Source organism: Nocardia sp. CC201C, from assembly GCF_030010695.1.
In the GTDB taxonomy this organism is placed as follows: domain Bacteria; phylum Actinomycetota; class Actinomycetes; order Mycobacteriales; family Mycobacteriaceae; genus Nocardia; species Nocardia otitidiscaviarum.
The window spans coordinates 15,841-29,991 of sequence record NZ_JASCXP010000033.1; the positions used below are offsets into that span (position 1 = coordinate 15,841).

Here is a 14,151-nt window from a genome sequence, read left to right on the forward strand (position 1 = left end):
CCCCGGTCGTCCTCACGAGCCTGCGGTGACCGCCGGGGCCGTAGCGCGCGGGGGAGTGCGGCTCCGGTCGCGACGATGCCAGGCGAACGTCAGTCCCATGGCGACGCATAGCGCCGCGATCAGGGCGGTGAACACGTTGAACGCGCCGCGGGTGAGGTAGGAGGACACGGCCGTCGCGATCACGCCGGCGGCGAACGCGAAACCGAAGCCGAGCGCCGGGACCGCATGTCGTCGAGGCAGCAGTGCGGCGGTGATCAGCCATGCGCACAACACCAGATCGGGCCAGAGGAACAGGTTGGCCGCGTGGAATCGATTCTGCAGGAAGAGGTAGAGAAGGGTGGGGAGGCTGACGGTGACGGCGGCCAAGCGGCCCGCGATCAGCAGCACGCCGCCCATCAGGCGATCGCGCCGATCGTGCGTCGGGGACGGTAGTACCGGATCGCCACACCGGTCAGTGCGGCGATGCACAGCAGATCGAACACGATGCTGAACATCGCGAGATCGCCGCGGATGGCCGGGTTGGGGAGGATCAGCAGCAGGAAGACCGATTTGCCGGTGACAGCGGCCACGGCCGTGCCCAGGTGGACGGAGGGCTGGAACGCGGCCCACACCAGTGCCGCGCCGAGGAGGAGTTGCAGCATGCCGCGGTGCTGCAGCAGGGCGAGAGTCATGGGGTCCGGGTCGGTGACCCGGTAGGTCCACTCCAGCGCGTACACATTCAGCAGGGCCGCGGCCGGGGTCGCGGTGACGAGGCCCATCGTTATCAGCGCTACCCGCAGGGCTCTCTCGCCGGATGATCGTTCGGTCACATCGTACTCCAATTCATCAGTAGTGCTGACAATCAGGCTAGGTGACTGTCAGTAGGCTCGCAAGAGCGGCGTAAGGTGATGCCATGGCTTCCGCATCCCCCTCGGAGCTGGTCACCTCGTCGACCGGTTATCTCATGCTGCGACTCGGCGAATTCCTGCGGGAGCGCACCGAGATCCTGCTGCGGCGATGGGATCTGAGCGCCCGGGACCTCCGCGTACTCGGTTTCGCCGCCGCTCGGGCGATGTCGCAGCGGGAGTTGGCCGAGGCCGCCGGACTGGACCGCACCACGATGGTCGGCGTGCTCGACCGACTCGAATCGATCGGTTACGCGCGCCGGGAGCGCGACGAACACGACCGCAGGCGCTTCCTGGTGGCGGTGACCGAGGCGGGGGCGCGCACCCTGGAGCAGGCGGTGGCCGAACTCGCCACCGCGCAGGCCGACTTCCTGGCTCCGTTCACCCCGGAGGAGCGGCGGCAGTTCCATGCCATGGTCGAGCGGCTGTTCCGTGCGCACGATCCGTCATGTGACCCGGCCTGATTCCGATACATCACTGCTGCGGTAGCCGGAATGCCCGGTGCCGCACGGATTTCCGCCGGTCGAGGCCGTGTGGACGGCCTAGCGGGCGGGGGCGGGTTCGCCGGTCGTGCCCTCCCAGGCGCGGTCCGGCGGACTGCCGATGAAGCGGCCGCAGAGGAGGGCGGCGGCGGTGGCGACGATCCAGCCCGGCACGATCTCGTACCAGCCAGTGTCGGCCAGGGCGTCGACCTGGCGCCAGACCACGACGGTGATCGCGCCGCCGAGAATGCCCGCCATCGCGCCGGCGGCCGTCATGCGCGGCCAGTACAGCGACAGCAGGATGACCGGGCCGAAGGCCGCGCCGAATCCCGCCCAGGCGTACGCCACGATATCGAGGACCGCGCCGCCGCTGAGCGCCATCACATAGGCCACGACAGCGACCGCGACCACGGCCGCGCGGCCCACCCACACCAGGACTCGTTCGGAGGCATCGCGGTTGAGGAAGGCGTGGTAGAAGTCCTCGGTCAGGGCGGTGGAGGAGACCAGCAGCTGGCTGTCGGCGGTGGACATGATGGCCGCCAGCACCGCGGCCAGCACCAGACCGGCGATCCAGGGCGCCAACTCCTGCTGGGTGAGCGCGATGAACACCGTCTCGGGATTGTCCAGCGGCTCATCGAGCGCCACCACACCGATCAGGCCGACCAGGCAGGCGGCCGTGAGCGTGATGAGCACCCAGCTCATTCCGATGCGGCGGGCGGTGGGCACGTCGTCGGCGCTGCGAATGCCCATGAACCGCGCCAGAATATGCGGCTGGCCGAAATAGCCGAGCCCCCAGGCGAGCAGCGACACGATGGCCACGAATCCGAGCGAACCGCCGTCACCCCAGACGCCGTCGGCGAAACTCGCCTCCGCGCCCATATCCAGCAGGTCGGGCGTCTTGTCCCGCAACGCGTCTCGCACCGCGCCGAATCCGCCGAAGCCGGCGACGGCGACAATGGGCACCAGCACCAGGGCGAAGAACATCAGCAGGCCCTGCACCACATCGGTGAAGCTCACCGCGAGAAAACCGCCCAGGAAGGCGTACAGGACGATCACCAGCACCGCGACCGTGATGGCCAGCGTCGAGTCGACGCCGAACACCTCCTCGAACAGCACGCCCCCGGCGACCAGTCCGCTGGCCACGTACACCGTGAAGAACACCAGGATCACCAGTGCCGACACCACCCGCAACAGCCGCGTGCGGTCCTCGAACCGAGCCTCGAAATACGAGGACAGGCTCACCGCGTTACCGGCCCGCTCGGTGTAGGTGCGCAAGCGCGGCGCGACGAACAACCAGTTGAGATAGGTGCCCACCGCCAGCCCGACGGCGATCCAGGTGGCGCCGATCCCGGCCGCGTACACGGCCCCGGGCAGTCCGAGCAGCAGCCAGCCGGACATATCACTGGCCTGTGCCGACAGTGCGGCCGTGGGAGCGTTGAGTTTCCGGCCGCCCAGGGCGAAATCGGCGAGCGTCGCCGTACGGCGATACACCCACACCCCGATCGCCACCATCGCCACCAGATAGATGACGAACGTGGTCAGCGTGACCGCGTCCAATTCGACCATGACGGGCACCTCCCGGGTCCGCAGCGGCTTGTGGCCGCGAGAACGTACGGCACCGCGCCGGAACGGGTGTGCCCGACAGCTGATGCCCGACTTGTCGGATCACGGTAGACGATGATCACGCCGCAGGGTGGCGACTCCCCGGGATTTCCATGCCGGTCGATTTTCACGCGGTCCGCGACGGCGCGTCCGGGGGGTGAGTTCGATCGGCGCTCCGCCGTGCTACCGCTGACCGTCGGATTCGTCGACGATGTCGTAGTAGCTCATGCCGAAGGGTTGCAGCAGCGCGCGCATGAACCCGGGTCCGTCGTCGGGGTGCACGTACCTGCCCGTACCGCGGATCTCGATACCGGATCGATGCCATTGCTCGGCGAGAGCGCATCCCCCGGGTGTCGTGAACGTGAGTGCCGCCGTACCGGTCTCGGTCAGGCGGAACTCGGCCACGCGCCGGGGATCCCAGGAGCCGAGGTCGTATATCGCGACAAGGGTCGGTAGATGTTCGTCCATACGGCTTCGATTTCCTAAACGATTATGCCTGGCCGCCATTCTCTTCCGGTGATCTTACCGTCCTGCTGGATCTCGACCAGGCGATCGACGGCCCCCTTGATGGCGTCGTCGCTCAGGCCGAGATCCCCGAGAGTGGACCGCAGCTGATCGGGGTGTAACGCGCGGACGTCCCGCAGAACGTCGGAATGCAGCGAGCCGTCGCTCGGGGCATCGGGTCCTCGGTCGTTCATGTAGTGCGAGATGAAGTCGGACCGTATACCGAATTCCCATCTCGATACTCCGGGAACGTCAGCGAGTGGTCGATCGCCACGGGGCGGATTCGATCCGACTCGACAACCGTCCGGTAATTGCCCGCATGCCTGTCGGTATTGCCCGTGATGTAGTCGAGCACCGCCATTCGATGCCGGTCGACGATGTCGTAGTCCTCCAGGCTGCGAGCCTCGTCCGATTCCACGAACTTCATTACCGCGCTGGGGCCGAAGTCCGCGGCATTGTCGGCGATCCCTGCCGGGGGAACGAGATCCCAGCCGAGCAGGTGGTCCACCCGATATGTCGCGACCTCCCGTGCGCCCTGAGCGCCCCCGCCAGCCGGAATGCAGGCGCGTGTTCGTATCTCGCCGGTGAACGGCTTCACTACATAGCGGCTGCCATCGCTCGATTCGGCACGGTAGACCTGCTTTTCGCGCTGACCCCGCTCGAGATCGTTCCCCAGCGTGGCGTCGGGTCCGTGCAGCGAGTCGACCCGCCGTCCCGGATCCGGCCCCGACAGGCCACGCCGCATCTCCAGTTCTTCGCGGCTCGGCCGGTAGCCGGTTGCCGTGGCAGGTGGCGTGTCGGGGACGTGCCGTGGAGATTCGGAAGGAAAGTGCCCCTCCACGGCTCGCACGTTGTGCCGATCGGCCCCCACGGCGTTCGAGCCGGTCGCGCGCAGTTCGCCGGCGGCATCGCGCATGGGCGGGGCGGCGGCCTGATTGGCTCCGCTCTGGAGCGCCGTGCTGATCCGCTGCAAGATCTGCTGTCCCAGCCGGGAGAGCAACCCACTCATCCCATCGCTCCCCGCACCCGGCATCGGTCAACCGACGTGAGTCGTCACGCCGCCTGGTGATCATCCGAGATGACGGCGGGATGCACCGATTACGGTATTCCCATTACGGGGAAGAGTGGATCGGCAGGAAGAGTTGGGTCGGCGGGCAACGCGTGTCGGGGCCTCCTACCCGAAGCTCGGTGCGCCGGGGACCGCGGCGGCCGGGGAGGGGAGCTGGCCGGGGGGCGGTGTGAAGGAGGCCATCAGTTCCCAGGTGCGCGCCTGGGCGCGCTTGGACGCCTCGCGGCCGGCCGCCGCGACGGCGGTGCCCAGCTGTTCCAGGGAGATTCGCCGGGCGTCGGCGCCGAAGCGCACGTCGGTGAGTACACCGGAGGCGTCCACGGTGACCTCCACCAGGCCGTCCGCCGACTCGGCGGTGCAGCGCAGCGTGTTCAGCCGCTGATGGATGTCGGCGAGCCGTGCCTGTTGCTCGCCGAGTGCGCCGACGACCTGATCGATCTGCTCGCGCGCCGAATCGGCGGGTGAGCGCAGGTCTACTCGTTCCGCACTGTCCATCGCATCTCCTCGTCTCGCGATCCGGTTCGTTCGCTGCCATTGTCGGTTCTTCCCAGTGTGGGGAGCACCGCACGCGTGCGGCGGCGAGCGGACGCTCAGTCGCCGAGTGCCGTGATGGCGGCGCGCAGCCGGTCGGTGGCCTCGTCGGCCACGTCCTCGAGGGCGGGTGCGTCGGCGAGATCCGCCATCATGCGCGGGTCCGCTACCTCCACCAGCACGGTGTCGGGTCCGGTGCCGCGGACCACGACATTGCAGGGGAGCAGCAGGCCGATGCGGCGCTCGGCGTCGAGGGCGCGGTTGGCCAGTGGGGGATTGCACGCGCCGAGGATGAGGTAGTCCTCCATGTCGACGTCGAGCTTGGCCTTCATGGTGGCGCGGACGTCGATTTCGGTGAGCACTCCGAAACCCTGCTGCGACAGGGCCGTTCGGGTGCGTTCGACGGCATCGGCGAAGGAGGTGTGCAGGGTGGTCGACAGTTCCGGGTTCGTCTTCATCTCGTCACCTGCTCGCTATCGGTTGCGGAGGCGGCGCAGCCAGCCTCGGTCGGTATCGGTCTGGTGGCCGGGGCACCACTGGTCGGCGGGGACCGCGGCGCGGACCTGCGCGACATGGTGGCCGCAGCCGGACCAGGTGGTCTTGCCGCAGGTTCGGCAGCGGACGGGGCTACACATGCGGGATTACCTTTCCGTGGTGGGTCATGCCGGGCCGTCGCCGTTGTCGACCGCGTCGGCGAATTCGCAGAAGGCTTCGTAGGCGCGGGCGCCGTGGATGGTGGCGGGTCCGCCGTGCATGAGGAAGGTGACGCCGATGGCCTCGGCGGCCTCCTGCCGGGTGGCTCCGGCGCGGGCCGCGGCCTGCCCGTGCGAGGCGATGCAGCCGTCGCAGCCCTCCACCACGCCGATGGCGAAGGCGATGAGTTCCTTGGTCTTGCGGTCCAGCGCCCCCGGCGCGAACGCCGCCTTGCTCAGCTCGCCGAAGCCCTTGTAGACCTCGGGAATGCTGCGGCGCAGCTCACGGTGCTGTGGGGACAGTTCGCGCAGCACCGCCGTGCCGTGCCGGGACGTGTGCTCGGTGACAGGTGACATCGGTGTTCCTTTCGGCTCTCACTTATCCCCCTGGGGGGATACGAGACCCAGCGTACATCCCCCCGGGGGGATATACAATGAACGAGTCCGGCCGCGATTCGGCCGATCAGCCGAAGGAGATGGACCCATGCGACTAGAGCCCGAGGACACCAGGGCCGTGCTCACCCGGATGAAGCGCGCCCACGGCCATTTGGCCAGCGTCATCCGCATGATGGAGGAGGGCGCGGAATGTGAGGACGTCCTCACCCAGCTCGCCGCCGTCAACAAGGCGCTCAGCCGCAGCGGCTACGCGCTGGTGGCCACCGGCCTGCAGCACTGCCTGACCACCGGCGGCCCGGACAGCGTCGACACCAAGAAGATGGAGAAGCTCTTCCTCTCCCTGGCCTGAGTTCGACCGGTCGCCAGCGGGATTCCCGTCATCGCGCACGCTGTGGCAGGGTGGTCCGGGCAGGTGTCGTTCGGTGTTCGGAAGGCTCGGTGTGGTTTCGCGGTTGGGGCGCAGCAGATTTCCGTGGCTAGTCGCCCTCGCGGCGGTGCTGGCCGGGCTGGGTGCGGTGCCCGTGCCCGCCGCGGCCGACGCCGTCGACAACCATGTCGACGAGCTGGCCGAGGCGGCGGCAACACCGGTGCTGCACTGGAACGACTGCGGTGACGGGTTCGAGTGCGCGAGCGCGGCGGTGCCGCTGGACTACCACCGTCCGCGGGACGAGGGCATCGAGCTGGCCGTGATCAAACTGCCCGCCGCCGATCCGAATGCCCGAATCGGCACCCTGTTCGTCAATTTCGGCGGTCCCGGCGCGTCCGGCGTCGATCGGCTGCGGGAACGGGCTCGCTGGCCGTGGCTGTTCTCCGCGGAGCTGCGGGCGCGCTTCGACATCGTCTCATGGGATCCGCGGGCGGTGGCGCGCAGCGCGGCGGCTCGGTGCTTTCCGAATACCGATGCGCAGCTGGCATTTCTGGGGGCGTTCCCGGCTATGCCCGGAGATCCGGCTGGCGAGGCCGAATTCTATTCCTACAACCGGGAATTCGCCGAGCGCTGTGCGCGATCGGCGGGTCCGATACTGCGCCACGCCTCGACCGCCAACACCGCGCGGGACCTGGAACTGCTGCGGCGGGCCGTCGGTGACCCGCGACTGACCTACCACGGCATCTCCTACGGCACCTTGCTCGGCGCCACCTACGCCAACATGTTCCCCGGACGTGTTCGGGCCATGGCGTTCGACGGATCCATGGACTTCCAGGGCAGCGTCACCGGCCACGGGACCCAGGGGACCACCATGCCGCTGGACGCCCGCCAGGACGTTGCCACCGGTATCGCGGAGACCTTCGACGCCTTCCTGCGGCAGTGCGCGCAGGCGGGACCGAACTGCGCCTTCTCCGCCGGGTTCCCCGGACTCAAGTGGCGGTTGATCGCCGAACGGGCGCGCTTCGCGCCCATCCGGCTGAACGGGTACACCTGGACGTACTCCGCCATCGTCAACGCGGCGTCGGACCTTTCGCGCCCGTCCACCTATCCCGAGCTGGCCGAACTGCTGCAGTCGCTGTTCGACGCGGTGTTCGGGCTGCCGGGCATCGCGCCGGTCTCCGGCGGGGCGAATTACACCGGCAATCGCACGGAGGCGTTCTTCACCACCCAGTGCGTCGACAGCACGGTGCCCACCGATCTCGCGGTGTACAGCCGCGCCGCCGTCACCGAGGACCGGCGGGTGCCCTACTTCGGCCGGATCGGTGTCTTCGACATGATGGCCTGCGCGTTCTGGCAGGCACAGGACGCCGACCGCTACACCGGCCCCTGGAACCGCCGAACCGCCGCCCCCATCCTGGTGCTCAACAGCCGATTCGACCCGGCCACACCGCTGGCGGGCGCGTACGCGGGAGCAGCGCAACTTGCCGACGCCCGCGTGGTGGTGGTCGAGGGGACGGGCCACAGCAGCATGTACGTGCCCAGCACCTGTGCCGAACGGGTGAAGCGGGAGTATCTGTTCACCGGCGAACTGCCTCCGGTGGACACCCGATGCGAGATGGACCGGTCGCCGTTCGATCCGGCCTGACTTATCCGATGGTGACGAATCCCCGCTCCGCCATCCACTCGCGCGCCACCCGCGCCGGTTCGCGACCCTCCACATCCACCTGCCGGTTCAATTCGGTGATGGTCTCGTTGGTGAGCAGCCGCGAGATCGGGGTCAGCACCTCGATCACCTCCGGATGCGCCGTGGCGAAATCCTCCCGCATCACCAGGGCCGCATTGTATGTCGGGAAGAAGCCGCGATCGTCGGTGAGCAGTCGCAGATCCAGTGCGGGAATACGGCCGTCGGTGGCGGCGACGGAGCCGAAGCGGCACTGGCGGGCATCGGCGACGGCCTGGTAGACCAGCGCGTCCTGCACGATCTGCTTCGGCACCCGACCGGCGTCGATGCCGTAGGTGCGCGTCATGCCCGGGAAACCGTCCTGGCGCACATTGAATTCGGTGCCGACACAGGTGGCGGCGGCGGCCGGATCGGCGGCGACCAGCGCCGCGTAGTCGGACAGGGTCCGCACCCCGGTCTCCTCGGCCGTGCGGGCGCTGGTCGCGATGGCATAGGTGTTGTTCATGGGAGCCATTGCCGCCCAGACCATTCCGTGTGCGGCCAGATCGGCGTCGCGCACCGCCTCGAACTGCTCCCGGGACCCCGGCACCGGGGTCTCGTTGCCCAGGTAGTTGATCCAGCCCGTCCCGGTGTAGTCGTAGGCGATATCGATCTGCCCGCGCTCCTGCGCGGCGCGCAGACTGTTGGAGCCGACGATATTGGTGAGGTCGCGCACCTGTGCCCCGGCCGCCGAGAGCGCGAACTCGATGAGGTACCCGAGCACGATCTGCTCGGTGAAGTCCTTGGAGCCGACCGTGATCGACACCCCGTCCAGTGCGGGAACCGGCTGAACCGAGCCGGGCTCGACGCGCAGCGGCACCGCGCTGCCCGCCTCCAGGCCGCAGGCCGCCGCCAGCATTCCGATGGCGAGCAGCACGGCCGTGCAGCCGCGCCGGATCCGACCGTTCACCGCAACCCCCTCGGGCCGAGGAACCGCTCGGCCAGCGCCCCCAGCCAGTCGATGAGCAGGGCGAGCGCCACCGTCAGCAGCGCGCCCACCCAGAGCGTCACATTGTCGCGCAGCTTGTAGCCGGTGTCGATGAGGATGCCCAGCCCGCCCGCGCTCACCAGGAACGACAGGGTGGCGGTGCCCACCGCCAGCACCAGCGAGGTGCGCAGTCCCGCCAGAATGTAGGGCACGGCGAGCGGGAATTCGATGCGCCGCAGCACCGTCGCCGCCGACATGCCCTGGCCGCGACCCGCGTCGACGATCGCCGGATCGACCTCGTCGTAGCCCAGGATGGTATTGCGCAGCACCGGCAGCAGTGACAACAGCACGATGGGGGCGACCCCGATCCAGAAGCCGGTGGTGCGGGTGATCAGGTAGAACAGCACGATGAGGCCGATGGCCGGGGCCGCCGCGCCGATATTCGCCAGACCGACGAACAACGGTGTGAGACGCCGGAATCGGGGGCGGGTGAGCAGGGTGCCCAGCGGTACGGCGATCACGACGACGATCGCGACCACGGTGACGGTGATGAGAACGTGCTGTCGGGTGACGGTGGCGATATTGTCGGCGGTGAGGCTGGCCCGCTGTGTGGCCGTGAGGTCGCGCGCGAAGGCCCACACCAGGACTCCCGCGCTCAGCAGCACCGCGAGCAGCGGTTGCGCCACGAGCCGGATGCGGTCGGCGCGCCGTTCGGCCCGCGCGGTCACGCCGAATCTCCCGCGTCCGCGCTGGCGTGATCTCCCGCGTCCGCGCGGGCGTGCGCGGTCCGGATGGCGGACAGGTGCGCGACCAGCGTGTCGATGGTGATCAGACCGGCGTAGGCGCCCCGGCGGCCGGTGACGACGGCATTGGCGGTGCTGTCCGCGAGCAGCGCCTCCAGTGCCTCCTGCAAGGTGGACCGCAGCGAAACCGCCTCGCCCACCGGCGTTCCCGCCTCCCGCAGTGAGGTCGCGTGCGCGAGCTGGGGGAGGGTGACCCAGCGCAGCGGGCGGCTGTGGTCGTCGAGAATCAGGCCGAAGTCGCGCTGACCCCTGGTGAGGGTCTCGCGCAGCAGGTCGACCGAGGAACTCTCCACCACGGTGGGGCAGTCGCCCAGCTCGACGTCCGCGACCCGGGTGAGGGTGAGCTGTTTGAGCGCCGCGTCCGCGCCCACGAACCCGGCCACGGTCTCGTCGGCCGGTTCGGCCAGGATCGCGGCCGGGGTGTCGTATTGCAGAATGCGGGATCGGTTGCCCAGCACCGCGATACGGTCGCCGAGCTTGACCGCCTCGTTGAAGTCGTGGGTGACGAAGACGATGGTTTTGCGCAATTCGGCTTGCAGCCGCAGCAATTCGTCCTGGAGCAGGCCGCGGGTGATGGGGTCGACCGCGCCGAACGGCTCGTCCATGAGCAGTACCGGCGGATCGGCGGCCAGCGCCCGCGCCACTCCGACCCGCTGCTGCTGACCGCCCGACAGCTGGCGCGGATAGCGGTCCCGGAAGGTGTCCGGGTCGAGTCCCACCAGATCGAGCATTTCGTCGACGCGCTCGGCGATGCGGGTGCGGTCCCAGCCGATCAGGCCGGGTACGGTGGCCACATTCCGCGCCACCGTGAGATGCGGGAACAGTCCGGCCTGCTGGATGGAGTAACCGATACCGCGGCGCAGCCGGTCCGGGTTCACCGCCGCGGTGTCGCGCCCGTCGATGGTGATGGTGCCCGAGCTGGGTTCGATGAGCCGGTTGATCATGCGCATGGTGGTGGTCTTGCCGCAGCCCGACGGCCCCACCAGTACCACGGTCTCACCGGCCGGAATGGTCATCGAGACCCGGTCCACCGCCGGATCACGCTGCCCCGGATAGTGTTTGGTGACGGCATCGAGCACGATCTCGGCCCCGGAGACGGCCGGTTCGGCGCTGCTGGTGTCAGGCACGGATACCCCCGGATGTGGTCAGTCGCCCGGTGAGGACGAGGAGTGCGTCGAGCAGCAGGGCCAGGACCACGATGAGCACCGTGCCGGTGAGCGCCTGCGGCACCGCCGTCGGCGTGCCCAGCCGGGCCAGTCCCGAGAAGATGAGATTGCCCAGGCCGGGACCTTTGGCGTAGGCGGCGATGGCGAGAATCCCCATGATCATCTGGGTGCTGACCCGCATGCCCGCGAGGATGGCGGGCCAGGCCAGCGGCAGTTCGATGCGGGCCAGCACCCGCAGCCGGTTCATCCCCACGCCGCGCGCGGCATCGGTCACCGCCGGATCCACCGCGGACAGCCCGACGATGGTGTTGCGCAGGATCGGCAGCAGCGCGTACAGCACCAGCGCGGTGATGGTGGGCGGAACACCAAGGCCCAGAACGGGAATCAGTATCCCGAGCAGTGCGAACGACGGAATGGTCAGGATGATGCTCGCGGTGGCGGTCGCCGCCGCCGACCCCAGCGGGCTGCGGTGCACCAGCGCCCCGATCAGCACCGCCACCACCGAGGCGATGGCGATGGCCTGCACCACCGCGGAGACGTGCAGATACGAATCCGTCATCAGCTGATGGCGATGGTCGACGATATAGCTCCACAGGGTGTCCAGTGCTCACCCCTCCCACTGGTCGGTGTCGCGGCCGAGCATAGTGGGGAAACCGCGACGCCCGGGGATTTCACCGGGCACCGTCGCACCGACGCCGATTGACCGAACGGTATGGTCTGACCCGACGCAGGGAACACCGGTGCGAATCCGGGGCTGTCCCGCAACTGTCACCGAGGAGCGATCCGCCGAGTACGGCCACGACCTGCCCAGGTTGGAAGGCCGGTGGAGAGCATCGATCCGGGAGCCAGGATACCTGCGCCAGCGGTACGGGATCACACCCACGAGGATGGCAATGAACAACTACACATCAGCCCGGCCCGGCTTCGGTCGCCGGCGTTTTCTGCTCGGCGGCATGGGCGCACTCGGCGCGGTCGCGCTGGGCGGCACCGGCATGCTCACGGGCTGCGGCACTGAGAGCGGTCCGGCGGGCGCACCGGATGGACCGCCGCGCCCGGGCGGGCGGCTGCGGTCGGTGATCGCGGGCCGCTCCGCGACCTCCGACGTACTCGATCCGCACCAGGCGGGGAGTTCGGCGGGCGGCGCGGTCTCGAAGAACGTGTGGGACAAGCTGGTCGCGTACAACAACGACCTGACCCTGCGCTACCGGCTCGCGGAGTCGCTGGAACCCAACGCCGACGGCAGCCAGTGGCGGATCCGGCTGCGCCCCGGGGTGGTCTTCAGCGATGGTACGCCGCTGACCTCGCGGGATGTGCTGTGGAGTTTCGAACGCATGCTGGATCCGGCCAAGAAGTCCTCCGGTGACCTCTCGGTGGTCGACATGTCCCGCAGCCGCGCCGCGGGCGACCTCGAGGTGCTGGTGGCGATGAAAACCCCGCTGGCCGACTTCGGTTCGGTGCTGGCGGGCTGGTACTGCTACATCGTCAAGGACGGCACCGGCGTCATCGACGGCTCCGTACTGCCGGTGGGCACCGGTCCGTTCGCGCTGGAACGCTGGTCTCCCGGCGACCGGACGCTGCTGCGCCGCAACGAACACTACTGGGACGGGCGTCCCCTGCTCGACGAGGTGGAGATCATCCAGATCGCGGAGACCGAGGCGCGGGTTAACGCCTTCCTGTCCGGGGAAGCCGATGTGGTGCACGAGATCTCGTACCTCCAGGCGCGCACGCTGTCCAGCGATCCCGACACCACCGTGGTGGTGCCGCCCGCCGGACTGATGGGCGCGTTCCAGATGCGGGTGGACACACCGCCTTTCGACGATGTGCGGGTGCGGCAGGCGATGCGTCTGGCGGTGGACCGGCAGGCCATGGTCGACGCGGTGTACTACGGCTACGCCGAGGTCGGCAACGACATCTACGGCAAGGGCGCGCCGTTCTACCACGACGGACTGCCGCAGCGCTCCTACGATCCGGACCGTGCGCGAGAACTGCTGCGCGCGGCGGGCAAGGAGAATCTGACCGTCACCCTGCCCACCGCCGACGGCACACCGGGCATGCTCGAATCGGCCACACTCTTCGCCGAGCAGGCCAAGGCCGCGGGCATCACCATCAACCTGGAGTCGGTGCCGGCCGACACCTATTTCTCGCAGGTCAGCGGAAAAGCGCCGCTGTCGCATATCGGTTGGTGGAACTACAGTCTCGACTACTTCTACGGCCAGACCATGACCAGCGGCTCACCGAGCAATGGCACCGGCTGGCGGCGGCCCGAGTGGGACGCCACCTTCGCGCAGGCCCGTGCCGCCATGGATCCGCAGCGGCGCGCGGCGCTGTATCGCGAACTCCAGGAAGAGCTCTGGAACGAGGGTGGCTACATCCTGCACAGCTTCGCCAAACGTCCCGACGCGGCCAAGAACTACGTCGGTGGCGTGCGCGACGGCGTGCCCGGCACCGATGACTGGGCCAACTACGCCACCACCTGGCTCGCCACCTAGGCATGCTCGGCTACCTGGCACGGCGCGTCGGCGGCGGCCTCGGAGTGCTGCTCGCCGTCGCCCTCGCGGTGTTCGGCCTGTTCGAATCGCTGGATTCGGATGCGGCCACGGTGAAGCTGTCGCGCACCGGCGGCGGTGACCCCACCCCGGAGCAGTTGGCCGCGGTGCGCACCGAACTCGGGCTGGACCGGCCCGCGCCGGTGCGCTTCGTGGCGTGGCTGACCGGCTTCGTCCGCGGTGACTTCGGGACCTCGCTCATCTCGGGACGGCCGGTGGACGAGGTGCTGCTCGGCCGGGTGGCCAATAGCGCCACCCTGGCGGCCATCACCGTCGCGCTGCTGATTCCGCTCGCCTTGACATTCGGGCTGCTGGCGGGAGCGCGGGTCGGGTCGCGCACCGATCGGCTGATCAGCACGGCGGCCCTGGCCGCGGAATCGGTGCCGTCCTTCGTCTTCGGCGTCCTGCTGGTGGCGACCGTATCGCTGTCGCTGCGGCTGCTGCCGGCGGTATCGCTGCTG

19 protein-coding genes and 1 riboswitch are annotated in these 14,151 nt (G+C 68.9%); of the genes, 5 read left to right on the forward strand and 14 right to left on the reverse strand.

The genetic code is table 11. The features are described from left to right. Positions 1-12: 12 nt before the first annotated feature. Both QK444_RS06100 and QK444_RS06105 read right to left on the reverse strand, forming a co-directional pair. Complete coding sequence (locus QK444_RS06100) at positions 13-396, reverse strand: hypothetical protein (RefSeq protein WP_282777922.1); 384 nt, start codon at positions 394-396, stop codon at positions 13-15. Next, positions 396-809 (reverse strand): hypothetical protein, encoded by a 414-nt coding sequence (locus QK444_RS06105; protein ID WP_282777924.1) that lies wholly within the window; start codon positions 807-809, stop codon positions 396-398. The genes QK444_RS06100 and QK444_RS06105 overlap by 1 nt, the downstream gene beginning before the upstream one ends. Positions 810-892: 83 nt before the next feature. On the opposite strand from QK444_RS06105, the gene QK444_RS06110 reads away from it, so the two are divergent. Further along, positions 893-1,348 carry a MarR family transcriptional regulator gene (locus QK444_RS06110; RefSeq protein ID WP_282777926.1) on the forward strand — a complete coding sequence of 152 codons (456 nt, stop codon included), beginning with the start codon at positions 893-895 and terminating at the stop codon, positions 1,346-1,348. 78 nt (positions 1,349-1,426) lie between these two features. Here QK444_RS06110 and putP read toward each other — a convergent pair whose 3' ends face one another. The 8 genes from putP to QK444_RS06150 all read right to left on the reverse strand — a co-directional run bounded on the left by putP (position 1,427) and on the right by QK444_RS06150 (position 6,121). Then, positions 1,427-2,932: a sodium/proline symporter PutP gene (gene putP, locus QK444_RS06115; RefSeq protein WP_282777928.1), complete on the reverse strand. Its 1,506-nt coding sequence runs from the start codon at positions 2,930-2,932 to the stop codon at positions 1,427-1,429. A 219-nt stretch (positions 2,933-3,151) separates the two neighbouring features. After that, positions 3,152-3,436, reverse strand: a complete 285-nt coding sequence (locus QK444_RS06120; RefSeq protein ID WP_282777930.1) for a hypothetical protein — start codon at positions 3,434-3,436, stop codon at positions 3,152-3,154. A 14-nt stretch (positions 3,437-3,450) separates the two neighbouring features. Further along, entirely contained in the window at positions 3,451-3,666 is a 216-nt protein-coding gene (locus QK444_RS06125) for a hypothetical protein (RefSeq protein ID WP_282777932.1), read from the reverse strand. Then, positions 3,663-4,481, reverse strand: coding sequence for a hypothetical protein (locus QK444_RS06130; RefSeq protein ID WP_282777934.1), 819 nt, complete (start codon positions 4,479-4,481; stop codon positions 3,663-3,665). The genes QK444_RS06125 and QK444_RS06130 overlap by 4 nt, the downstream gene beginning before the upstream one ends. A 165-nt stretch (positions 4,482-4,646) precedes the next feature. Continuing rightward, positions 4,647-5,036, reverse strand: a complete 390-nt coding sequence (locus QK444_RS06135; RefSeq protein WP_282777935.1) for a YbaB/EbfC family nucleoid-associated protein — start codon at positions 5,034-5,036, stop codon at positions 4,647-4,649. A gap of 95 nt (positions 5,037-5,131) precedes the next feature. Further along, positions 5,132-5,530, reverse strand: a complete 399-nt coding sequence (locus QK444_RS06140) for a DUF302 domain-containing protein (RefSeq protein ID WP_282777937.1) — start codon at positions 5,528-5,530, stop codon at positions 5,132-5,134. 15 nt (positions 5,531-5,545) lie between these two features. Next, a complete protein-coding gene (locus QK444_RS06145; protein ID WP_186000733.1) occupies positions 5,546-5,707 on the reverse strand; it encodes a hypothetical protein in 162 nt (53 codons plus the stop codon). A 24-nt stretch (positions 5,708-5,731) separates the two neighbouring features. Then, positions 5,732-6,121, reverse strand: a complete 390-nt coding sequence (locus tag QK444_RS06150; RefSeq protein WP_143979922.1) for a carboxymuconolactone decarboxylase family protein — start codon at positions 6,119-6,121, stop codon at positions 5,732-5,734. A gap of 127 nt (positions 6,122-6,248) precedes the next feature. Between QK444_RS06150 and QK444_RS06155 the strand changes: the two genes are divergently transcribed. Further along, positions 6,249-6,509 carry a metal-sensitive transcriptional regulator gene (locus QK444_RS06155; RefSeq protein ID WP_029931973.1) on the forward strand — a complete coding sequence of 87 codons (261 nt, stop codon included), beginning with the start codon at positions 6,249-6,251 and terminating at the stop codon, positions 6,507-6,509. A gap of 73 nt (positions 6,510-6,582) precedes the next feature. Next, positions 6,583-8,172, forward strand: a complete 1,590-nt coding sequence (locus tag QK444_RS06160) for an alpha/beta hydrolase (RefSeq protein ID WP_282777941.1) — start codon at positions 6,583-6,585, stop codon at positions 8,170-8,172. A 1-nt stretch (position 8,173) separates the two neighbouring features. Here QK444_RS06160 and QK444_RS06165 read toward each other — a convergent pair whose 3' ends face one another. From QK444_RS06165 to QK444_RS06180, 4 genes are read right to left on the reverse strand one after another with little or no spacing between them, the layout of a single operon-like run. After that, positions 8,174-9,106 carry a glycine betaine ABC transporter substrate-binding protein gene (locus tag QK444_RS06165; protein ID WP_282777952.1) on the reverse strand — a complete coding sequence of 311 codons (933 nt, stop codon included), beginning with the start codon at positions 9,104-9,106 and terminating at the stop codon, positions 8,174-8,176. A gap of 47 nt (positions 9,107-9,153) precedes the next feature. After that, a complete protein-coding gene (locus tag QK444_RS06170) occupies positions 9,154-9,903 on the reverse strand; it encodes an ABC transporter permease (RefSeq protein ID WP_282777944.1) in 750 nt (249 codons plus the stop codon). Beyond that, positions 9,900-11,105 (reverse strand): ATP-binding cassette domain-containing protein, encoded by a 1,206-nt coding sequence (locus tag QK444_RS06175; RefSeq protein WP_282777946.1) that lies wholly within the window; start codon positions 11,103-11,105, stop codon positions 9,900-9,902. Before QK444_RS06175 ends, QK444_RS06170 begins: the two co-directional genes overlap by 4 nt. Beyond that, positions 11,098-11,748 (reverse strand): ABC transporter permease, encoded by a 651-nt coding sequence (locus tag QK444_RS06180; protein WP_282777954.1) that lies wholly within the window; start codon positions 11,746-11,748, stop codon positions 11,098-11,100. Before QK444_RS06180 ends, QK444_RS06175 begins: the two co-directional genes overlap by 8 nt. A gap of 125 nt (positions 11,749-11,873) precedes the next feature. Then, positions 11,874-12,000, forward strand: a riboswitch (cobalamin riboswitch). Between the two features lie 37 nt (positions 12,001-12,037). Here QK444_RS06180 and QK444_RS06185 point away from each other — a divergent pair. Both QK444_RS06185 and QK444_RS06190 read left to right on the forward strand, forming a co-directional pair. Continuing rightward, entirely contained in the window at positions 12,038-13,633 is a 1,596-nt protein-coding gene (locus tag QK444_RS06185) for an ABC transporter substrate-binding protein (protein ID WP_282777948.1), read from the forward strand. Between the two features lie 2 nt (positions 13,634-13,635). Next, on the forward strand, positions 13,636-14,151 hold a 516-nt coding region (locus tag QK444_RS06190; protein ID WP_282777950.1), incomplete at its 3' end, for an ABC transporter permease.